This window comes from Pseudomonas promysalinigenes, from assembly GCF_014269025.2.
In the GTDB taxonomy this organism is placed as follows: domain Bacteria; phylum Pseudomonadota; class Gammaproteobacteria; order Pseudomonadales; family Pseudomonadaceae; genus Aquipseudomonas; species Aquipseudomonas promysalinigenes.
This window is the reverse complement of sequence record NZ_CP077094.1, coordinates 1,886,269-1,907,484: the sequence shown is the minus strand read 5'-3', so window position 1 is coordinate 1,907,484 and position 21,216 is coordinate 1,886,269. Positions and strand designations below refer to the sequence as shown.

The following is a 21,216-nucleotide window of genomic DNA, read 5'->3' as shown; positions in this document are numbered from 1 at the left end:
ATGACAGAGCTGGCGCGGTTGAAGTTTTATGCCACTCAACCCCACTCCTGCAGCTACCTACCGGATGAGCAGGCGACCACCCTGTTCCTTGACCCCAGCCAGCCGATGGACGTGCACGTATACGCCGATCTGTCTGAAATGGGTTTTCGTCGCAGTGGCGACCATCTGTACCGCCCACACTGCCAGAACTGCAATGCTTGCGTGCCAGCGCGCATTCCTGCTGAGCGATTCATCCCCAACCGCCAGCAGCGGCGCATTCTCAAGCGAAACACCGACTTGACCGTCACGGCTGCACGGCCAGCGTTCAGAGAGGAGTATTTCGATCTTTACCGGCGCTATATCGAGACCCGCCACGCCGATGGTGACATGTACCCGCCAAGCCGCGACCAGTTTTCAACCTTCCTGGTCCGTGACTTGCCATTTTGCTGGTTCTACGAATTCCGCCTGCAGGGCAGGTTACTGGCTGTAGCGGTATGCGACCTCCTGCCCAACGGCCTGTCGGCGGTCTATACCTTCTATGAGCCCGACGAGGAGCGGCGCAGCCTAGGGCGTTTTGCAATTCTATGGCAGATCACCGAAGCCCTGCGCCAGGGCCTTGAAGCGGTCTATCTGGGCTATTGGATCAAAAACTGCAAGAAAATGAACTACAAGACACAGTATCGGCCTATCGAGTTGTTGATAAATCAGCGCTGGGTCACCCTTAACTGAAAGCATTGGCTTGACACACAGTTTTCGGGCATAATCCACGCCACTTTTTTGCCCGGTGCTGTGATGCGTCGGGCCAACACTGGATCCGAGGGCACTACTGCATGTCGAAAGAAGACAGCTTCGAAATGGAAGGCACTGTCGTCGACACCCTGCCCAACACCATGTTCCGCGTGGAGTTGGAAAACGGGCACGTCGTAACCGCGCACATCTCCGGAAAGATGCGCAAGAACTACATCCGTATTCTCACTGGCGACAAGGTACGCGTCGAGCTGACGCCATATGACCTGAGCAAGGGCCGCATCACCTACCGTGCGCGCTAAGTTCTAGCCATGAAAAAGCCCGGCAAGTGCCGGGCTTTTTTGTGCCTTATGACAATCCGTCATGTCATCGGCGCTAGCAGCGCACTCCTGAGGGGCTACCAGACCCCTCAGAAGCTCGCGCTAGGCCGTCAAGCCTGCAATCAAGCAACCTCAGCCGTCGTCTCGAAGTCGAACACCAGTTCGCCATCGCGCAGGTCGACGTGTACTACGCCGCCATGCTCGGCCAGCTCGCCAAACAGGATCTCCTCAGCCAGCGGCCGCTTGATCTTGTCCTGGATAAGCCGCGCCATCGGCCGCGCACCCATCTGCACGTCGTAGCCAGAGGCGGCCAGCCAGCCGCGCGCGGCATCGCTGACCTCCAGCAGCACACGCTTGTCTTCCAACTGCGCCTGCAGCTCGATGAGGAACTTGTCGACGATGCTCTTGATCGTCTCGGTGCTCAGGCGGCCAAACTGGATGATGGTGTCGAGACGGTTACGGAACTCCGGCGTGAAGCTTTTACGGATGACCTCCATGGCATCGGACGCATGGTCCTGATGGGTGAAGCCGATCGACGCCCGCGCGGCGGTTTCAGCGCCGGCATTGGTGGTCATGATCAAAATCACGTTACGGAAATCGGCTTTGCGCCCGTTGTTGTCGGTCAGGGTGCCGTGGTCCATAACCTGCAACAGCAGGTTGAAGACTTCTGGGTGAGCCTTTTCGATCTCATCGAGCAGCAGCACACAGTGCGGCTGCTTAGTGATCGCTTCAGTCAACAAACCGCCCTGGTCGAACCCTACGTAACCTGGAGGCGCACCGATCAGGCGCGACACAGTGTGACGCTCCATGTACTCGGACATGTCGAACCGCACCAACTCCACACCCAGCGCCTTGGCCAGCTGACGCGCCGCCTCGGTTTTACCCACACCGGTAGGGCCGGCGAACAGGAACGAGCCAACCGGCTTGTCGGGCGACTTGAGGCCTGCGCGGGAGAGTTTGATCGCGGTTGCCAAGGAGTCGATGGCCTGGTCCTGACCGAAGACGGTCAGCTTGAGGTCACGCTCGAGGTTACGCAGCAACTCCTTGTCGGAACTGGTGACATGCTTAGGTGGAATTCGCGCGATCTTGGCAACAATGTCCTCGACCTGGGGCACATCGATGCGCTTGACCCGGCTGGCCTCAGGCTGCAGGCGCTGGTAGGCGCCTGCCTCGTCGATCACATCGATGGCCTTGTCTGGCATATGACGGTCATTGATGTAGCGTGAAGCCAGCTCGGCGGCAGCACGCAACGCCTCGTCGCTGTACTCGATGTTGTGGTGGCTCTCGAAACGACCTTTCAGGCCACGCAGGATGCCGACGGTGTCTTCCACAGATGGCTCGCTTACATCCACCTTCTGGAAACGCCGCGCCAGAGCGCGATCTTTCTCGAAGATGCCGCGAAACTCCTGGAAGGTGGTCGAACCGATGCAACGTATCTCACCGGACGACAGCAGCGGCTTGAGCAGGTTGGACGCATCCATTACCCCACCGGACGCCGCACCAGCGCCGATGATGGTGTGAATTTCGTCAATGAACAGAATCGCCTGAGGGCGTTTGCGTAATTCTCCGAGCAGCGCCTTGAAGCGCTTCTCGAAGTCGCCACGGTACTTGGTACCGGCCAGCAAGGCACCAAGATCCAACGAGTAGACGACACTCTGGGCCAGCAGGTCAGGCACCTGGCCGTCGACGATCCGTTTGGCCAGGCCTTCGGCGATGGCAGTCTTGCCAACGCCTGCTTCGCCCACCAACAGCGGGTTGTTCTTGCGCCGACGCGCCAGAATCTGCGCCACACGCTCGACTTCCTGTTCGCGACCCACCAGCGGGTCGATGCGCCCGGCCCGGGCCAGCTCGTTCAGGTTGCTGGCGTAGGCGTCCAACGGGTTGCTCGAAGAGGACGTTTCACCACCCTCTTCATCCTGCATCTCCTGGTCATTCTCGGAGTGCGTACCATGGCCAGGCACCTTGGAGATGCCGTGGGCAATGTAGTTGACCACATCGATACGGGCCACGCTTTGCTGCTTGAGCAGAAACACAGCCTGGCTTTCCTGCTCGCTGAAGATCGCCACCAGCACATTGGCACCGGTGACTTCACGCTTGCCGGAACTTTGCACGTGGAACACGGCACGTTGCAGCACGCGCTGGAAGCCCAGGGTAGGCTGGGTCTCACGGTCTTCGTCGTTGACAGGGATCAAGGGGGTAGTGGAGTCGATGAACTCTTGCAGGTCGTGCTTGAGTTTGTCGAGATTGGCGCCACAGGCGCGCAGAACGGTCGCAGCAGCCTCATTGTCAAGGAGAGCCAGCAGCAGATGTTCGACGGTCATGAATTCATGACGCTTCGAACGAGCCTCCTTGAAGGCAAGATTGAGGGTGACTTCGAGCTCGCGGTTTAACATAGCTTCACCTCATACCCAAGTGGTCGGCGATTAACCGTCCTTCTCGATTTCACAGAGTAGCGGATGCTGGCTTTCCCTGGCGTATTGGTTGACCTGCATGGCCTTCGTTTCGGCGATGTCACGGGTAAACAATCCGCACACTGCCCGCCCTTCGGTGTGGACGGTCAGCATGATCTTGGTCGCCAGCTCGCGGTTCAAACTGAAGAACGTTTCGAGCACTTCGACGACGAAATCCATTGGCGTGTAGTCATCGTTGAATAAAACCACCTTGTACATCGGTGGCGCCTGCAGGATCGGCTTGGCTTCCTGAACTGCAAGCCCTGAGCCGTCATCCTCATTCGATTGCGGGCGATCCTGATTGAATGTTAGTCGAATCTCGCTAGGTGCATGCATGGAAAGAATTTCATCATGAGCGTCAGGTTAAGGTTGTGGGTTGACTGCATCAGCGGCCGCTGGCGCACGCGCCACCTGACCTTGACTATCGGCAAAACGGTGTTACAACCAATAAGAACCCACCGTGGGCGATAAAGATCCGCGCAGTCAACCAGATTTTTCGCAGGGTTCGTATGCGGATGAAGTGGATGATACTCCAGTGATGGAGTCCTTTGCAGAGGGACATAGGGATGGCAAGCGGTAAAGTCAAGTGGTTCAACAACGCCAAGGGCTACGGATTCGTCAATGAAGAGGGCAAATCCGAGGACTTGTTCGCCCACTATACGGCGATCATGATGGACGGCTACAAGACGCTCAAAGCTGGCCAGTGCGTGGAATTCGAGATCGTTCAAGGCCCCAAGGGCCTGCATGCGATCAAGATCATGGACGCAGCCGCAGCCGCAGCCGCCAAAACGGTTGGCCGAGCCGAGGGCGAGACCGTACAAATCTGACCCCCTTCCCTGCAGATAGACGAAACAGCCGATCGCCCGTTCACTGAGGGGCGATCGGTTTTACGTTCGCTTACATATGCTTGATCATTTCATCGCCAAAACCTGAGCTGCCCACCAACGTGGCCCCCTCCATCAACCGCTCGAAGTCGTACGTCACGGTCTTGGCGGCAATTGCCCCGTTGGTGCCCTTGATGATCAGGTCGGCAGCTTCCGTCCAGCCCATGTGGCGCAGCATCATTTCCGCCGAAAGAATCACCGAACCCGGGTTGACCTTGTCCTGCCCGGCATATTTGGGCGCAGTGCCGTGGGTGGCCTCGAACATCGCTACGGTGTCAGAGAGGTTTGCGCCAGGCGCAATGCCGATCCCCCCCACCTCGGCTGCCAGTGCATCGGAAAGGTAGTCGCCATTGAGGTTGAGGGTGGCGATTACGTCATATTCGGCTGGGCGCAGCAGAATCTGCTGAAGCATGGCGTCGGCGATGGCATCCTTGACGATGACTTCGCGGCCGCTCTTGGGGTTCTTGAATTTCATCCAAGGGCCGCCATCGAGTAGTTCGGCACCAAACTCATCGCGCGCCACTTCGTAGCCCCAGTCTTTGAAGGCGCCTTCGGTGAACTTCATGATGTTGCCTTTGTGCACCAGCGTCAGCGATTCGCGATCGTTGTCCACCACGTACTGCAAGGCCTTGCGCACCAAGCGCTGGGTCCCCTGGCGGGAAACCGGCTTCACGCCGATGCCGCAGTCCTGATCGAAACGGATCTTGGTGACACCCATTTCCTCCTTGAGGAACTTGATCACCTTGTTCGCTTCAGGCGAACCGGCCTTCCATTCGATACCGGCATAGATGTCCTCGGAGTTTTCGCGAAAGATCACCATGTCGACGTCGCCAGGCTTTTTCACCGGGCTCGGCACACCCTCGAACCAGAGCACCGGGCGCAGGCAAACATAGAGGTCCAACTGCTGGCGCAAAGCTACGTTGAGCGAACGGATGCCACCGCCAACCGGGGTGGTCAACGGGCCTTTGATCGAAACCACGTAATCTTTCACCGCCTCCAGGGTTTCCTGTGGCAACCAAGTGTCCTGGTCATACACCTGGGTAGCTTTTTCGCCAGCGTAAACCTCCATCCAGGCGATCTTGCGCTTGCCACCGTAGGCTTTCTGCACGGCGGCATCGACTACCTTGATCATCACTGGCGAGACGTCGACGCCGATGCCATCGCCCTCGATGTAGGGAATGATCGGATTGTCAGGCACGTTGAGCGAATGGTCCGCATTGACTGTTATCTTGGCGCCGTCGGTCGGAACCTTGATTTTCTGGTATCCCATGCTTGCACTACTCCGCTGTCGGGTGTGGTTGGACATCATGCGATCCCACTGAGCCTAAACCACATCCGCCACGGTGCAAGCACTGCGACAACTCACCACATTGCCCGTACGTCTTTGGTCTTATAAATGGCGCCGATGTCACTTCGCCTTGCTGAATAGCCCAAATGGTTTGATATACTGCGCCGCGACCGAAGGGTCACTGGGGCGAACCCTTGGAAAATGCGGCTCGCCCTTGGCCAGCGATGGCCATGAAGCCTGGGCTGTTACCGCACCCCAGCACTTGACGCTCGACTGATGCATCCACCATCACAGCTCGCAGCCTCTCGACTTTCCGCTCATGGCGTTGCCAGGGCGATGCGCCTACCCTGCGCAACACGAGACTCGAGCACGCTCAGCACACAGAGAGTTAACCCGCATGCCCACCCGTTCCAAGATCATCTATACCTTCACCGACGAAGCCCCCGCCCTCGCCACCTACTCGCTGCTGCCGATCATCGAAGCTTTCACAGCTTGCGCTGACATCGCCGTCGAAACCCGCGACATCTCCCTGGCTGGCCGTATCCTCGCCGCCTTCCCGGAGCAACTGGGCGCAGAGAAGCAAGTAGGCGATCACCTGGCGAAACTGGGCCAGCTGGCTACCACCCCTGAAGCAAACATCATCAAACTGCCGAACATCAGCGCCTCGGTACCGCAGCTCAAAGCCGCGATCAAGGAGCTGCAAGGCAAAGGCTTCAACATTCCCGACTACGCCGACGAGCCTGCCACCGAGGCCGAAAAAGAGTCCCGCGCTCGCTACGATCGCATCAAAGGCTCTGCCGTCAACCCGGTGCTGCGCGAGGGCAACTCCGACCGCCGCGCACCGCTGTCGGTCAAGAACTACGCTCGCAAGCACCCGCACAAAATGGGCGCCTGGGCCGCCGACTCCAAATCGCACGTTGCACACATGAGCAACGGCGACTTCTACGGCAGTGAAAAAGCCGCGCTGATCGAAGCTGACGACAACCTGCGCATCGAGCTGGTCGCCAAAGATGGCAGCACCACCGTGCTCAAAGCCAAGACTGCGGTCAAGGCTGCCGAAATCGTCGACTGCGCCACCATGAGCCGCAAGGCCCTGAAAGCCTTCATCGCCGAACAGATCGCCGACGCCAAGGCTTCTGGCGTGCTGCTGTCGGTACACCTCAAAGCGACCATGATGAAGGTTTCCGACCCAATCATGTTCGGTGTCATCGTCGAAGAGTTCTACAACGACGTGCTGGCCAAGCACGCCGCAGCGCTGGCTGAAGTAGGCTTCAATGCCAACAACGGCATCGGCGACCTGTACGCTCGCATCAAGGACCTGCCTGCCGAGAAGCAGGCTGAGATCGAAGCCGACATCAAGGCCCTGTACGCTCAGCGCCCAGCCTTGGCGATGGTCAACTCCGACAAGGGCATCACCAACCTGCACGTGCCGAGCGACGTCATCGTCGACGCCTCGATGCCCGCGATGATCCGTGACTCGGGCAAGATGTGGAACACTGCCGGTGAGCTGCAGGATGCCAAGGCGATCATCCCGGATCGCTGCTACGCCGGTATCTACCAAGCCACCATCGAAGACTGCAAAGTCAACGGCGCCTTCGACCCGACCACCATGGGCAGCGTACCGAACGTCGGCCTGATGGCACAGAAAGCCGAGGAATACGGCTCCCACGACAAGACCTTCCAGATCCAGGCCGATGGCGTGGTGCGTGTGGTCGATGGCAAAGGCACTGTTGTGCTGGAGCAAAACGTCGAAGCCGGTGACATCTTCCGCATGTGCCAGACCAAAGACGCGCCGATCCAGGACTGGGTCAAACTGGCCGTCAATCGCGCCCGCCTGAGCAACACCCCGGCGGTGTTCTGGCTGGACCCGGCTCGCGCCCACGACGGCGTGATGATCGAAAAAGTGCAGAAGTACCTGAAGGACCACGACACCGCTGGCCTGGACATTCGTGTGCTGGCACCGGTCGACGCCATCAAGTTCTCCCTGGCCCGTATTCGCGAAGGCAAGGACACCATTTCGGTGACCGGCAACGTGCTGCGCGACTACCTGACCGACCTGTTCCCGATCATGGAGCTGGGCACCAGCGCCAAAATGCTGTCGATCGTGCCGCTGATGAATGGCGGCGGCCTGTTCGAAACCGGCGCTGGCGGTTCGGCACCCAAGCACGTGCAGCAGTTGGTGGAAGAGAACTTCCTGCGTTGGGATTCGCTGGGTGAATTCCTGGCCCTTGCCGCTTCCTTGGAGCACCTGGGCAACACCTACGACAACCCACGCGCCAAGGTCCTGGCCAACACCCTGGACCAAGCAACCGGCAAGTTCCTGGACACCAACAAGTCGCCTTCGCGTAAAGTCGGTGGCATCGACAACCGCGGCAGCCATTTCTACCTGACCCTGTACTGGGCCCAGGCACTGGCCGCCCAGAGCGACGACGCCGCCCTGCAGGCGCGCTTCGCCCCGCTGGCCAAGAGCCTGAGCGAGAACGAGGAAGCCATCGTCGCCGAGCTCAACGCAGTTCAAGGCAAGCCAGCCGACATCGGTGGCTACTACGCCCCGGATGCCGAGCTGACCGCCAAGGTGATGCGCCCAAGCCAGACCCTGAACAGCGCCATCGCCGCCCTGTAAGGTTCGCTTGACGTAACATCACAAACCCCGGCCACGTACCGGGGTTTGTGCTTTGTGCACTAATGATTTGCAGCGGCCGCACATGCCCTGTAGGAGCCACTCATGACTTGGCAACCCCACATCACCGTCGCCACCATCGTCGAACACCAAGGCACGTTTTTGTTCGTTGAAGAATTCAAAGCGGGCAAGCATGTGTTCAACCAACCTGCCGGCCACCTCGAGCCCCATGAAACCTTGGCCCAGGCCGCGCTTCGCGAAACCCTCGAAGAAACCGCGTGGGAAGTCGAACTCACCGGCATCGTCGGCATTTACCTCTACACAGCCCCAAGCAACGGCGTGACCTACCAGCGCATCTGTTTCGCCGCACGCCCTGTGCATCACCATGCCGACCTGGCACTGGACACCGACATCGTCCGCGCCGTCTGGCTGACCCGCGACGAACTGCTGGCCGATCCTGCCCGCTGGCGCAGCGAGCTGGTACCACGCTGCCTGGACGATTACCTCAACGGCCCATTGCACAGCCTCGCAGTGCTACGCGACTGACGCGCCGCGCCGGTTTTGCTAGAATCGGCGTTTTTCCCCCTTGATACACACCGGTAACCATGACCAGCCCAGCAATCAAAGACCCCGCCAAGACCCGCGTAATCGTCGGCATGTCCGGCGGCGTGGACTCTTCCGTCTCCGCCCTCCTGCTCATGGAACAGGGCTATCAGGTGGAAGGGCTGTTCATGAAGAACTGGGAAGAAGACGACGGAACCGAGTACTGCACTGCCCGTGAAGACCTGGCCGACGCCCAGGCCGTGTGCGACCGCATCGGCATCAAGCTGCACACTGCCAACTTCGCCGCCGAATACTGGGACAACGTGTTCGAGCATTTCCTCGAGGAATACAAGGCCGGCCGCACACCCAACCCGGACATCCTCTGCAACCGCGAAATCAAGTTCAAGGCATTCCTCGACTACGCCCTGTCACTGGGGGCCGACCTGATCGCCACCGGCCACTACGTGCGCCGCCGCGACACCGGCACCCTCACCGAGCTGCTCAAGGGCCTGGACCCGAACAAGGACCAGAGCTACTTCCTGCACGCCGTAGGCGGCAAGGAGATTGCCCGCACGCTGTTCCCGGTGGGCGAACTGGAAAAGCCCGAAGTTCGCGCCATTGCCGAACGGCACGGCCTGGCGACCGCCAAGAAGAAGGATTCCACCGGCATCTGCTTCATCGGCGAGCGCCGCTTCAGCGACTTCCTCAAACAGTACCTGCCGGCACAGCCGGGCGATATCGAAACCACTGAAGGTGAAGTGATCGGCCGCCACCATGGACTGATGTACCACACCATCGGCCAGCGCCAAGGCCTGGGTATTGGCGGCCTGAAAGACGCCGGTGATGAGCCTTGGTACGTGCTGCGTAAGGACCTCACCCGCAATGTGCTGGTGGTCGGCCAAGGCAACGAACACCCCTGGTTGTTCTCCCGCGCCCTGCTCGCCTCGCAGATTTTCTGGGTCAACCCGATCGACCTGCGCAGCCCGCGCAAGCTCACAGCCAAAGTGCGCTACCGCCAGAGCGACCAGCAATGCACCCTGGAACTGACCGAGTCGGGCTACCGCGCCGTGTTCGACGAGCCGCAACGCGCCGTGACCCCGGGTCAGTCGGTAGTATTTTATGACGGCGAGGTATGCCTGGGCGGCGGCGTGATCGAAAGCGCCGAGCCTTGGAGCCCACGCGCATGAGCAGCCTGCAGGAGCAACTGATCGCCCTGGGCGGCGTGTTCCAGGCCGCCGTGCTGGTGGACCGCATCGCCCGCACCGGCCAGGCCAGCGAAGCCAACATCGGTTGCATGCTTGGCAGCCTGCTGGTGCGCGACCCCAAGGACACCCTGGAGGTGTTCGGTGGCGACGATCTGAACCTGCGCGACGGTTATCGTGCCCTGGCCGGCGCCTTGGAGCGTGACCCTAGCAGCCTGCAGCGCGAGCCGCTGCGCTATGCCCTGTCGATGCTCGGCCTGGAGCGCCAGCTGAACAAGCGCGGCGACCTGCTCGACACCATCGGCAACCGTCTGCCACAAATTCAGTCCCAGGCCGAGCATTTCGGCCTGGTTCACGAAAACGTCATCGCCTCCAGTGGCGCCTTGTACCAGGACACCCTGAGCACGCTGCGCCAGCGTATCCAGGTACACGGCGACATGCGCTTCCTGCAACAGGCTAGCAACGCCTCGAAAATCCGCGCTCTGCTGCTTGCCGGCATCCGCGCTGCGCGCCTGTGGCGCCAATTGGGCGGGCACCGCTGGCAACTGGTGTTCAGCCGGCGCAAGCTGCTCAACGAGCTCTACGACATGATGCGTTCGCCATCCTGACCGGCGCACGCTGAGCCCTGCAGGAGCGCGTTCACCCGCGTACGGGTGTGGGCCTAGCCGACGCATCGGCGGGCAAACCTGCTCCCGTGAGGCCCGCGACACGCTTTCATTGGCCCGACCTTTGGTCAGCCACCCGACGTCGGCGCATTTTTCATGTATGATATGCGCCCTTCCAAAAGCCTGACTGTCCGAGAACACCCCATGCAGCTTTCTTCGCTCACTGCGGTTTCCCCTGTAGACGGCCGTTATGCCGGCAAAACCCAGGCCTTGCGCCCCATTTTCAGCGAATACGGTCTGATCCGTTTCCGCGCCCTGGTCGAAGTGCGCTGGCTGCAGCGCCTGGCCGCCCACCCGCAGATCAGCGAAGTGCCGGCGTTCTCCGCCGAGGCCAATGCCCTGCTGGACAGCCTGGCAACCGACTTCAAGCTCGAGCACGCCGAACGCGTCAAGGAAATCGAGCGCACCACCAACCACGACGTCAAGGCGATCGAATACCTCCTCAAGGAGCAGGCTGCCAAACTGCCTGAGCTGGCCAAGGTCAGCGAGTTCATCCACTTCGCCTGCACCAGCGAGGACATCAACAACCTGTCCCACGCCCTGATGCTGCGCGCTGGCCGTGATGATGTACTGCTGCCGCTGATGCGCCAGATCGCCGATGCCATTCGCGCCCTGGCTCACGCCCATGCCGACGTGCCAATGCTGTCGCGCACCCACGGCCAGCCGGCCTCGCCGACCACATTGGGTAAAGAGCTGGCCAACGTTGTTTACCGCCTGGAGCGCCAGATCGCCCAGGTTGCCGCAGTGCCGCTGCTGGGCAAGATCAACGGCGCCGTGGGCAATTACAACGCCCACCTGTCGGCCTACTCGCAGATCGACTGGGAAGCCAACGCCCGCGCCTTCATCGAAGACGAGCTGGGCCTGCAGTTCAACCCGTACACCACTCAGATCGAGCCGCACGACTACATTGCCGAGCTGTTCGACGCCATCGCCCGCTTCAACACCATCCTCATCGACTTCGACCGCGACGTCTGGGGCTACATCTCGCTGGGCTACTTCAAGCAGAAGACCGTGGCAGGTGAAATTGGCTCTTCGACCATGCCGCACAAGGTCAACCCGATCGACTTCGAAAACTCCGAAGGCAACCTGGGCATCGCCAATGCACTGTTCCAGCACCTGGCCAGCAAGCTGCCGATCTCGCGCTGGCAGCGCGACCTGACCGACTCCACCGTGCTGCGCAACCTGGGCGTGGGCTTCGCCCACAGCGTCATCGCCTATGAAGCCAGCCTCAAGGGTATCGGCAAGCTGGAAGTCAACCAGGCTCGCATCGCTGCCGATCTGGACGCCTGCTGGGAAGTTCTCGCCGAGCCGATCCAGACCGTGATGCGCCGCTTCAACATCGAGAACCCCTACGAGAAGCTCAAGGAGCTGACCCGTGGCAAGGGCATCACGCCAGAAGCGTTGCTGACCTTCATCGACGGCCTGGACATGCCGGCCGACGCCAAGGCCGAACTCAAGCTGCTGACCCCTGCTACCTATATCGGCAACGCAGCAGCCCAGGCCAAACGCATCTAAGCTGAACCCCGCGTTCAACGCCCGGCCTGGCCGGGCGTTTTTATTCCCGGACGAAAATTACGTTTTTTCAATAGGTTGAACATGAATCCTGATACTCCACTGCAGCTGCTCGGCGGCATCTCGGCCCGCGAATTCATGCGCGACTACTGGCAGAAGAAGCCGCTGCTGGTGCGCCAGGCATTCCCGGATTTCGAAAGCCCGATCGACCCCGACGAGCTGGCCGGCTTGGCTCTGGAAGAGGAAGTCGAGTCGCGTATCGTGCTCGAGCACGGCGCCCATCCCTGGGAGCTGCGCCGTGGCCCGTTCACCGAAGACACCTTTGCCGAGCTTCCAGAAAAGGACTGGACCCTGCTGGTGCAGGCTGTCGACCAGTTCGTACCGGAAGTCGCTGAGCTGCTGGAGCACTTCCGCTTCCTGCCAAGCTGGCGTATCGATGACGTGATGATCAGCTTCGCCACCCCAGGTGGTAGCGTTGGCCCGCACTTCGACAACTACGATGTGTTCCTGCTGCAAGGCCACGGCGAGCGCAACTGGAAGGTTGGGCAGATGTGCAACAGCGACAGCCCGCTGCTGGAACACGCCGATCTGCGCATCCTCGCCGAATTCGAGCAAAGCGGCGAATGGACCCTGGAGCCGGGCGACATGCTCTACCTGCCGCCGCGCCTGGCCCACTACGGCGTGGCCGTGGACAACTGCCTGACGTACTCGGTTGGCTTCCGCGCACCTAGCGCTGCCGAAGTACTGACCCACTTCACCGACTTCCTCGGCCAGTTCCTGCCGGACGAAGAGCGCTACAGCGATGCAGATGCGCTGCCTGCCAGCGACCCGCATCAGATCCAGCACGATGCGCTGGACCGCCTCAAGGCGTTGATGGACAAGCACATGAACGACAAGGACCTGCTGTTGACCTGGTTCGGCCAATTCATGACCGAGCCCCGCTATCCAGAGCAGGTGGTTGGCGAGGAGCTGGACGAAGAGGAGCTGGTCGAAGCCCTGGAAGACGGCGCTATCCTGATCCGCAACCCCAGCGCCCGCATGGCCTGGTCGGAGCTTGGCGACGACCTGATGCTGTTCGCCAGCGGCCGCAGCTGCCCACTGCCGGCCAAACTGCGTGAGTTGCTGAAACTGGTCTGCTCGGCTGATGCGTTACACATCGAAAACCTTGAGCAGTGGTTACAGGATGAGGATGGCCTTATGCTGGTACAGCAACTGATCAAACAAGGAAGCCTGGGATTCGCCAATGAATAAGATTCGTGTGCGCCTTGCCGATTGGCACAAGGACAATGCCGATATCCGCCGTATCCGCGAAAGCGTGTTCATTGCCGAGCAGCACGTACCGCCAGAGCTGGAATGGGATTCGGAGGACCCGAGCGCCGCGCATTTCCTGGCGCTCGAAGGCGACTACCCGATCGGCACCGCCCGCCTGCTGCCCGATGGGACCATCGGTCGGGTGTCGGTGCTCAAGGATTGGCGAGGGCTGAAAGTCGGTGATGCGCTGATGAATGCAGTGATCGCAGAAGCACAGGACCGTGACCTGAAGCAGCAGATGCTGAGCGCACAGGTACACGCAACGCCTTTCTACGAGCGCCTGGGCTTTCGCGTAGTCAGCGAGGAATTTCTCGAAGCAGGCATTCCCCATGTAGACATGGTGCGGGACTCGCGCGCCTGACATCTCGCATGGCGCAAGCTTCTTCGCGATAAGCCCGCTCCCTCAGGGTTTCACCAGGCCACGGCAGCCGTGCCTTGCCTGAGGGAGCGGGCTCACCCGTGATCAAGGCTGTAAAGGCTGAAGACACATCCCCAGACAAAAACCTGTACATCCATCCAGATAAAACTTGCCTCCGCGCCCTCGCTTGCGCATTCTATTACTCATCATTTCCCGATGAAGCGTTCCCGGCCATGCGCCTTTTCCTCTGCGAAAAACCTTCCCAAGCCAAAGACATCGCCAAGGTGCTGGGTGCCAACCGCAAGGCGGACGGCTGCTGGCAGGGTACCGACGTGTGCGTGACCTGGTGCATCGGCCACCTGCTGGAAACAGCCCCGCCCGACAGTTACGACGACCGCTACAAGCGCTGGGACCTCGCAGACCTGCCGATCATCCCGGACAAATGGAAGATGCAAGTCAAGCCCAAGACCGCCAGCCAGTACAAGGCAGTCAAACGCCTGCTGGGTGAAGCCCGCGAGCTGGTGATCGCCACCGACGCCGACCGCGAAGGTGAGATGATCGCCCGCGAGCTGGTCGAGCATTGCCGTTACCGCGGGCCAATCCAGCGCCTTTGGCTGTCGGCGCTGGACGACGCCTCGATCCGCAAGGCCCTGGGCCGCCTGCTACCCGGCCAGGACACCTTCAGCCTTTACCACTCTGCCCTGGGGCGCTCACGGGCCGACTGGCTGATCGGTATGAACATGAGCCGGCTGTTCACCCTGCTGGGGCGCCAATCGGGGTATCAGGGTGTGCTGCCAGTGGGCCGGGTGCAGACCCCTACCCTGCGCCTGGTGGTGGATCGTGATCGCAGCATTGCCGACTTCGTGCCGGTGCCTTTCTGGGCCATCGACGTGTTGCTCGAACAGGCCGGGCAAACCTTCACTGCACAATGGCGAGCTGCGCAAGATGCCTGCGATGACCAGGGCCGCTGCCTGAATCAGCTGCTAGCCCAGCAGGCCGCGGCCGACATGAACGCTGCCGGTACTGCGCAGGTACTGAAGGTGGCGACAGAACGCGTGCGCGAGGCAGCGCCGCTACCCTTCGATCTTGGCACCCTGCAGGAGCTGTGCTCGAAAAAGTTCGGCCTCGGCGCGCAGGAAACCCTGGATATCGCTCAGGCCCTGTACGAAACGCACAAATTGATCACTTACCCGCGCAGTGACTGTGGCTACCTGCCCGTGAGCCAGCACGGCGAAGCACCGGCCATCCTTGCCGCGCTACAGCGTGCTGACGCCAACCTGGCGCCGCTACAACCGCATCTGCAGCCGCAGCGCCGTTCCCGCGCGTGGAATGATGCCAAGGTCAGCGCCCACCACGGCATCATCCCAACCGCCGCAGCCAGCGACCCGGCGCGCTTGTCGGCCAAGTACAAAGCGGTCTACACCTTGATTCGTGCACGCTACCTGGCGCAGTTTCTGCCCAACCACGAGTACGATCGCACTCAGGCCGAGTTCGACTGCGCCGGCCACGCCCTGCGCGCCGTTGGCAAACAGATCGTCGAGCCTGGCTGGCGCCGCGCGCTACCCGAGGCGCTGACACCAGCCAAGGGCCGCGAGGCTCAACCCACACAGGTGCTGCCAGCCCTAGGTGAAGGTCAGAATTGCCGCGTGCACAGCTTGCAGCTCAAAGACCTCTGGACCCAACCACCCAAGCCGTTCACCGAAGGCGACCTGATCAAGGCGATGAAAAACGTTGCCAAGCTGGTAGAGGACCCACGCCTCAAGCAAAAGCTCAAGGAAACCACCGGCATAGGCACTGAAGCGACCCGCGCCAGTATCATTCAGGGCCTGCTCGAGCGCGGCTATCTGGTGAAGAACGGCAAGGCGCTGTCGGCCACACCGGCTGCTTTCAGCCTGATAGACGCAGTGCCTCGCGCAATTGCCGACCCTGGCACCACGGCCATTTGGGAACAAGCGTTGGACATGATCCAGAGTGGTGAAATGAGCCTTGAAGAGTTCGTTACACGCCAGTGCGCGTGGATGGGCAAGCTGGTGGAGCGTTGTCGCGGTATGCGCATGACCATCAGCGGGCCGGCAGTGGGCAAGGCGCCGCCTTGGAAGAAGAAGCGGCGCAGCAGTGCCGGCAAAGGCAAGGCGGGTGCTGGCAACGCAGCAGCCGACAAACCCAAGCAATCGCGGCGCAAGCGCTCTGACTGATGCAGCCCTTGAGCCGCGAACAGGCCGGTGCAGGCAACACAAACCCCACCCTATGTCCCACTCTTCAATCTGCTGAACGCCCGTGTCAGCTCGCGGTTGAAGACCTTACCGTTGTCGTTCTTACCGTATAACCGCGCCCGCACTTCAGCCGGCGGATAGGTGCCCGGGGCATTGCGGATCTGCGCATCCACCAGGCCATCGGCCGCAGTAATGGCATTGGCGTAATGGATGGTGTCGGTTATCGGTGCGATCACATCAGGCCGCATCAGGTAATCCACCAATTGCCAGGCAGCATCCGGGTGCGGCGCATCCTTAGGCACCACCAGCGCGTCCAGCCAAATCAACGTACCCTCCTTGGGAATGCTGTAATCGAGCGTAAACGCTTTACCCGCCTGCTGCGCCTGCCCCTGGGCGATGGCCACGTTGCCGTTCCATGACATCGCCACGCAGGTTTCACCGTTGGCAAGGTCGTTGATGTTGCGATCGTTATCGAAGTAGCGAATGTACGGGCGAACCTTGCGCAGTTGCACTTCCGCAGCTTTAAGGTCCTCCAAGCGCTGCTGGTTGATGTCCAGGCCCATATAACGCATCACTGCGGCAAAGACTTCGTTGGGGTCGTTGAGCAGGCTTACCCCGCAGTCGGCAAATTTCGCCACCACTTGCGGGTCGAACAGCATCGCCCAACTGTCCACCGGAGCAGCCCCAAAGCGCGCCGCCACCGCCTGGCGCTGGTAACCCACACCTGTCGTACCCCAGGCGTAGGTACCGGCATAGCGGTTGCCAGGATCGAACAGGGCCATGTGTTGGCGAAATTCTTCACCCACCCCGGCCAAATGAGGGACCTGAGCTTTATTCAACGGTTGCAGGGCGCCGCTGGCGATGGCTCGGCTCAGGTGCTGCCCTGCGCTAAGCACTACGTCGTAACCACTGCCGCCGGTCAAGAGTTTGGTCTCGGCGGTTTCCAGCGAGTCGAAATGATCGGCAACCACTCGAATGCCGGTTTCCTGCTCGAACCGCGTCAAGGTGTCGGGAGCCAGATATTCGCCCCATATATACAGGTTCACGGTTGGCTGCTGCGTATCGGTGGCCTGGGCCACCGACATCGCACAACCCAAGGCCACCGCTACCGCCAGCGTGGGCACTCTCATCAGCGGCCTCCAGCATATTGAGGCATGGTGATACAGGCGACATTGCCACCACCGAGCAAAATCTCACGAGAGTTCTGGATACCGATGATGCGGTGGCCGGGGAACAGTTCGGCCAACGTCGCCTGGGCGATATTGTCGTTACGATCACCGAACAGTGGCACGACAATGGCCGTATTGCCCGCATAGTAGTTGATATACGAGGCGCAGATGCGGGTGCCGGCCTGGCGCAGATGGGTACCGTCGACCTGGTCGAGCCCAGCTGCTTCTTCGGCGGTCCACTCCAGCACATCCGGCTGCAGCAGCTTGTGCACCTTCAGTTCACGGCCACGGGCATCTCGGGTACTGCGCAAAATGTCGTAGGCCTCTTGGTAGATCTCCCACTGTGGGTCGTCACGGTTATCGGTCCACTGCAACACCACTTCACCGGGGCGTACGAAACAAGCCAGATCGTCGACGTGGCCATCGGTTTCATCGAACTTGCAGCCCCGCGGCAGCCAGATCACCTGCTCGGCGCCCAGGTAGTCCTCGAGCCGACGGGTCACCTCGGCCTTGCCCAAATGAGCATTGCGGTTGCGGTTGAGCAAGCACTGCTCGGTGGTCAGCAAGCTGCCTTGCCCATCACTCTGGATACCGCCAAGCTCGGCAATCAACGGTGCACGATAGCGATCCAGGCCTTCGATTTCGAGCATCTTCTGAGCGACCTGGTCGTCTTTGTCCCAAGGGTAGTAAAGGCCGCCATCCAGCCCACCATAGGCGTTGAACTCGAAGTCCACACCACGCACCTGCCCGCTGTCGGGGTTGACCACAAAACAGGCACCGCTGTCACGGAACCAGGTGTCATTGCAGGTCATTTCCACTAGCCGTACTTGAGGCGGCAGCAGGCGCCGGGCATTGGCATACTGGGCGGCAGAAGCACACACCGTCACCGGCTCGCTGGAAGCGATGGCCGTAACGATTTCGACCCAGACCTTCTGCGCAGGCTTAGCGCCGTTGCGCCAGACATCAGGCCGCTCGGGCCAGCCAAGCCAGCAGCCTGCTTTGCGCTCGAATTCGCCAGGCAGGTGAAAACCGTCGGCCTTTGGAGTGGTGGTGAGCGAACGTGCCATGGGTCATCCTCGTGTCATTGGGTGATGACCGCACGCTACGCCGCACCGCCGGGCAGTTCCAACGATGAAAACTCAGCGATAATTGAATTCAATTCAGCTATCAGCAAGCTGTTCGATGAACCATTCGATGAAATCAGCGACCGGTGGCCGCTCCAGGCGCAGCCGTTCGCACACCAGGGCATATTGACCTTGCGCAGTGACCGTGGCAGCGAACGGGCGTATTAGCCGCCCGCTCTGAAGGTCGGCCTGGCATGTCAGGGTGTCGCCCATCGCTACCCCCTGCCCTAACAATGCAGCTTCAAGTGCCAACGCAGCGTGGGGGAAATACAGTTGCCGGTTGGGCAGTGCATCGTCAGCATGGGTGGCCAGCCAGGTGGTCCAGGTGCGGCCATCCTGATCGTCGTGAAGCAAGCAATGCCGCACCAGGTCACGGGGGCGCTTGAGCCCACCCTGGTTGAACAACCCCGGGCTGCATACAGGGAAGAATTGCAGCAGCGGCAGCGGCCGGACGAAGTACGTGCTGGCATCCAGTGCGCCAGTGCCGTAGGTGATGGCCAGGTCTACGTCCAGCCCTGGCGCACCGGCATCGATGGGCTGATCGTGCAGGTGCAAGGTGATATGCGGATATCGACTGGTGAAGTCGGCCAGGCGCGCCACCAGCCATTTCTGCGCCAGCTCCGCAGTGACCGCCACCCGAAGCACGGCTTGTGAGGCAGGGTCGCGCAGCTCGTCACAAGCCGCGCCGATAAGCTCGAAAGCTTGTTGCAAGTGGTGCAGCAAGCGCTGCGCTTCGGCGCTGGGGCGTACTTGGCGCCCTACACGCTCGAAGAGCGGGGCGCCAAGCTGCTCCTCGAGTTGACGAATTTGGTGGCTTACGGCGCTGTCGGTGACACACAGCTCGGCAGCTGCACGGCCGAAATGGCCATGGCGAGCGGCACACTCGAAGGTCCGCAGGGCAGTCAGAGAAGGCAGGCGGCGCATTGTTGTTCCTGTTGAGGCCTTGGATTACCGCTGCTGCGGCTACTGGATGATAGATGCAACGATGGGCCAATGACCAACGGCCGATGACCCGGGGCGGGTTCACTCACGAACGGGGCCGGCACTGGCAACCGATCATCAGCAGCATTACCATGGCTTCCCTCTAGCGCGGCCATTTGCCGCATCCCTGCCCTCTACCTGCCAGGCACCCATGCCCTTCGAACTCACCGTAGAACCGCTCACCCTGCTGATCTTGACGCTGGTCGCCTTCATCGCAGGCTTCATCGATGCCATCGCCGGTGGCGGTGGCCTGCTGACCACACCGGCGCTGCTTACCGCAGGCATGCCGCCGCACTTGGTCCTGGGCACCAACAAGCTCAGCTCGACCTTCGGCTCGGCCACCGCCGGCTTCACTTATTACAAGCGCAAGCTGTTCCACCCGGCGCAGTGGCGCCCGGCCCTGTTCGCAACGCTGATTGGCGCCTCGATCGGCGCGGTGCTAGCGCACTTCATGCCGGCCGAGTGGCTGAACAAGATGCTGCCGGTGATCGTGTTCGCCTGCGGTATCTATCTGCTGTTGGGCGGTACACCCAAAGCGCCGCTGGATGCCGATGCGCCAATCAAAAAGAAATGGCAGTTTCCCCAAGGCTTCACCCTGGGCTTCTACGACGGCGTGGCCGGCCCCGGCACCGGTGCATTCTGGACCGTGAGCACATTGCTGCTGTACCCCATCGACCTGGTCCGCGCCAGCGGGGTAGCGCGCAGCATGAACTTCGTCAGCAACATCGCGGCGCTGACGGTGTTCATCATTTCCGGGCAGGTGGATTACATCGTTGGCTTGTGCATGGGCATGTCGGTAATGATCGGCGCCTTTTTCGGCGCACGCACGGCGATCAGCGGCGGTAGCAAATTCATCCGCCCGGTGTTCATCACCGTGGTATTGGCATTGACCGTGCGTTTAGCGTGGCAGCATTGGTTCGGGCAGGCCTGACCGGTATTGACACCCCCGCCACCCCATTGAAGCTGCGTCCAAAATCTTATGCGTCATCGTCGCAGAGCGTTTCCCACTGCCGTCAGGGGTTGAAAGCAGGGATATCACGGCCCAGCCGCTGCGCCACATAGAGGTCGATCAAGTAGCGCGCAATCGAACGCCCCGCCGGCAGCGGCGGAAGGTCGTGCACACTGAACCACTTGGCATCTTCGATCTCGTCCGGCTGCATGACAATTTCGCCACCGGCATATTCGGCATGAAAGCCCAACATCATCGAGTGGGGGAACGGCCAGCATTGGCTCCCAACATACTGAATATTCTTCACCTGCACCGCCACCTCCTCGTGCACCTCACGCACCAGGCACTCTTCGGCCGACTCGCCCGGCTCGGCGAAGCCGGCCAGGGTGCTGTACACCCCCGTGACGAAGCGCGGCGAGCGGGCCAGCAGAATGTCGTCACCTCGGGTCACCAGTACAATCATGCTCGGCGAAATGCGCGGGTAACAGCGCAGGTCGCAGGGCTGGCAGTACATCGCCCGCTCCCAGTGAATCTGAGTCATCGCCCGGCCGCAGCTGCCGCAGAAGCGATGCTCGCGGGCCCAGGTGCCGATCTGCGCGGCGTAGCCGAGCACTTTATAAGTGTCAAAGTCGCCTTCAAGCATGAATGCACGCAGCCCGCGCCAGCTGCAGCCGGCAACCTCGCTCGCGCTGCGCAGCTCCAGCAGGACCACAGGCTGCCCATCGAAGTGCCCTATGCCGTGTTCACAAAGCACGTCCAGGCCCTGGCGCTTGAGCCAGTCACGAGGGAACAGCGCGCCGTTGGCGTCCACCAGAAACCCTTCCGGGCTGCGGGCCACGGCCAAAGCGCCGGTGATGTTTGGGTCCAGAACTGCGGTCGTCCAGCGAGCTGCCATGTCGGG

The 21,216-nt window shown here is 61.0% G+C and carries 19 protein-coding genes; 12 read left to right on the top strand and 7 right to left on the bottom strand.

The features are described from left to right. Together HU725_RS08700 and infA are read left to right on the top strand one after the other, a co-directional pair. Positions 1-708 carry an arginyltransferase gene (locus HU725_RS08700; RefSeq protein ID WP_186476875.1) on the top strand — a complete coding sequence of 236 codons (708 nt, stop codon included), beginning with the start codon at positions 1-3 and terminating at the stop codon, positions 706-708. A 101-nt stretch (positions 709-809) separates the two neighbouring features. After that, complete coding sequence (gene infA, locus HU725_RS08695; protein ID WP_002553999.1) at positions 810-1,028, top strand: translation initiation factor IF-1; 219 nt, start codon at positions 810-812, stop codon at positions 1,026-1,028. A gap of 140 nt (positions 1,029-1,168) precedes the next feature. Here the strand turns inward: infA and clpA are convergent, their stop codons facing one another. Both clpA and clpS read right to left on the bottom strand, forming a co-directional pair. Continuing rightward, positions 1,169-3,439: an ATP-dependent Clp protease ATP-binding subunit ClpA gene (gene clpA, locus HU725_RS08690; protein ID WP_186476874.1), complete on the bottom strand. Its 2,271-nt coding sequence runs from the start codon at positions 3,437-3,439 to the stop codon at positions 1,169-1,171. Positions 3,440-3,469: 30 nt separating this feature from the next. Next, on the bottom strand, positions 3,470-3,832 hold the full coding sequence (gene clpS, locus HU725_RS08685) for an ATP-dependent Clp protease adapter ClpS (RefSeq protein WP_003251220.1): 363 nt from the start codon (positions 3,830-3,832) through the stop codon (positions 3,470-3,472). A 230-nt stretch (positions 3,833-4,062) separates the two neighbouring features. On the opposite strand from clpS, the gene cspD reads away from it, so the two are divergent. Next, the gene (gene cspD, locus HU725_RS08680) at positions 4,063-4,323 is read left to right on the top strand and encodes a cold shock domain-containing protein CspD (protein WP_186476873.1); all 261 of its coding nucleotides are present in this window, start codon (positions 4,063-4,065) and stop codon (positions 4,321-4,323) included. 70 nt (positions 4,324-4,393) lie between these two features. On the opposite strand, the gene icd is transcribed toward cspD, so the two are convergent. After that, complete coding sequence (gene icd, locus HU725_RS08675) at positions 4,394-5,650, bottom strand: NADP-dependent isocitrate dehydrogenase (RefSeq protein ID WP_060477784.1); 1,257 nt, start codon at positions 5,648-5,650, stop codon at positions 4,394-4,396. 415 nt (positions 5,651-6,065) lie between these two features. Between icd and HU725_RS08670 the strand changes: the two genes are divergently transcribed. From HU725_RS08670 to HU725_RS08635, 8 genes are all read left to right on the top strand, one after another. Then, positions 6,066-8,291: an NADP-dependent isocitrate dehydrogenase gene (locus HU725_RS08670; protein ID WP_186476872.1), complete on the top strand. Its 2,226-nt coding sequence runs from the start codon at positions 6,066-6,068 to the stop codon at positions 8,289-8,291. A 102-nt stretch (positions 8,292-8,393) separates the two neighbouring features. Further along, on the top strand, positions 8,394-8,834 hold the full coding sequence (locus HU725_RS08665) for an NUDIX hydrolase (protein WP_186476871.1): 441 nt from the start codon (positions 8,394-8,396) through the stop codon (positions 8,832-8,834). A 59-nt stretch (positions 8,835-8,893) separates the two neighbouring features. Then, positions 8,894-10,018: a tRNA 2-thiouridine(34) synthase MnmA gene (gene mnmA, locus HU725_RS08660; protein WP_186476870.1), complete on the top strand. Its 1,125-nt coding sequence runs from the start codon at positions 8,894-8,896 to the stop codon at positions 10,016-10,018. Then, positions 10,015-10,641 (top strand): high frequency lysogenization protein HflD, encoded by a 627-nt coding sequence (gene hflD / locus HU725_RS08655; RefSeq protein ID WP_186476869.1) that lies wholly within the window; start codon positions 10,015-10,017, stop codon positions 10,639-10,641. Before mnmA ends, hflD begins: the two co-directional genes overlap by 4 nt. Before the next feature lie 201 nt (positions 10,642-10,842). Continuing rightward, on the top strand, positions 10,843-12,213 hold the full coding sequence (gene purB / locus HU725_RS08650; protein WP_186476868.1) for an adenylosuccinate lyase: 1,371 nt from the start codon (positions 10,843-10,845) through the stop codon (positions 12,211-12,213). Between the two features lie 81 nt (positions 12,214-12,294). Next, on the top strand, positions 12,295-13,461 hold the full coding sequence (locus HU725_RS08645; protein ID WP_060480645.1) for a ribosomal protein uL16 3-hydroxylase: 1,167 nt from the start codon (positions 12,295-12,297) through the stop codon (positions 13,459-13,461). Continuing rightward, on the top strand, positions 13,454-13,882 hold the full coding sequence (locus tag HU725_RS08640) for a GNAT family N-acetyltransferase (RefSeq protein ID WP_186476867.1): 429 nt from the start codon (positions 13,454-13,456) through the stop codon (positions 13,880-13,882). Before HU725_RS08645 ends, HU725_RS08640 begins: the two co-directional genes overlap by 8 nt. Before the next feature lie 230 nt (positions 13,883-14,112). Then, the gene (locus HU725_RS08635) at positions 14,113-16,074 is read left to right on the top strand and encodes a DNA topoisomerase III (RefSeq protein WP_186476866.1); all 1,962 of its coding nucleotides are present in this window, start codon (positions 14,113-14,115) and stop codon (positions 16,072-16,074) included. Positions 16,075-16,124: 50 nt separating this feature from the next. Here HU725_RS08635 and HU725_RS08630 read toward each other — a convergent pair whose 3' ends face one another. The 3 genes from HU725_RS08630 to HU725_RS08620 all read right to left on the bottom strand — a co-directional run bounded on the left by HU725_RS08630 (position 16,125) and on the right by HU725_RS08620 (position 19,309). Then, positions 16,125-17,222, bottom strand: coding sequence for an extracellular solute-binding protein (locus HU725_RS08630; protein ID WP_186476865.1), 1,098 nt, complete (start codon positions 17,220-17,222; stop codon positions 16,125-16,127). Continuing rightward, entirely contained in the window at positions 17,222-18,328 is a 1,107-nt protein-coding gene (gene aguA, locus HU725_RS08625; RefSeq protein WP_060479365.1) for an agmatine deiminase, read from the bottom strand. The genes HU725_RS08630 and aguA overlap by 1 nt, the downstream gene beginning before the upstream one ends. Positions 18,329-18,421: 93 nt before the next feature. After that, positions 18,422-19,309 carry a LysR substrate-binding domain-containing protein gene (locus HU725_RS08620; protein ID WP_060479366.1) on the bottom strand — a complete coding sequence of 296 codons (888 nt, stop codon included), beginning with the start codon at positions 19,307-19,309 and terminating at the stop codon, positions 18,422-18,424. Between the two features lie 208 nt (positions 19,310-19,517). Between HU725_RS08620 and HU725_RS08615 the strand changes: the two genes are divergently transcribed. After that, positions 19,518-20,297: a TSUP family transporter gene (locus tag HU725_RS08615; protein ID WP_186476864.1), complete on the top strand. Its 780-nt coding sequence runs from the start codon at positions 19,518-19,520 to the stop codon at positions 20,295-20,297. An 82-nt stretch (positions 20,298-20,379) separates the two neighbouring features. Here HU725_RS08615 and nudC read toward each other — a convergent pair whose 3' ends face one another. After that, the gene (gene nudC, locus HU725_RS08610; RefSeq protein WP_186476863.1) at positions 20,380-21,210 is read right to left on the bottom strand and encodes an NAD(+) diphosphatase; all 831 of its coding nucleotides are present in this window, start codon (positions 21,208-21,210) and stop codon (positions 20,380-20,382) included. Positions 21,211-21,216 lie beyond the last annotated feature (6 nt).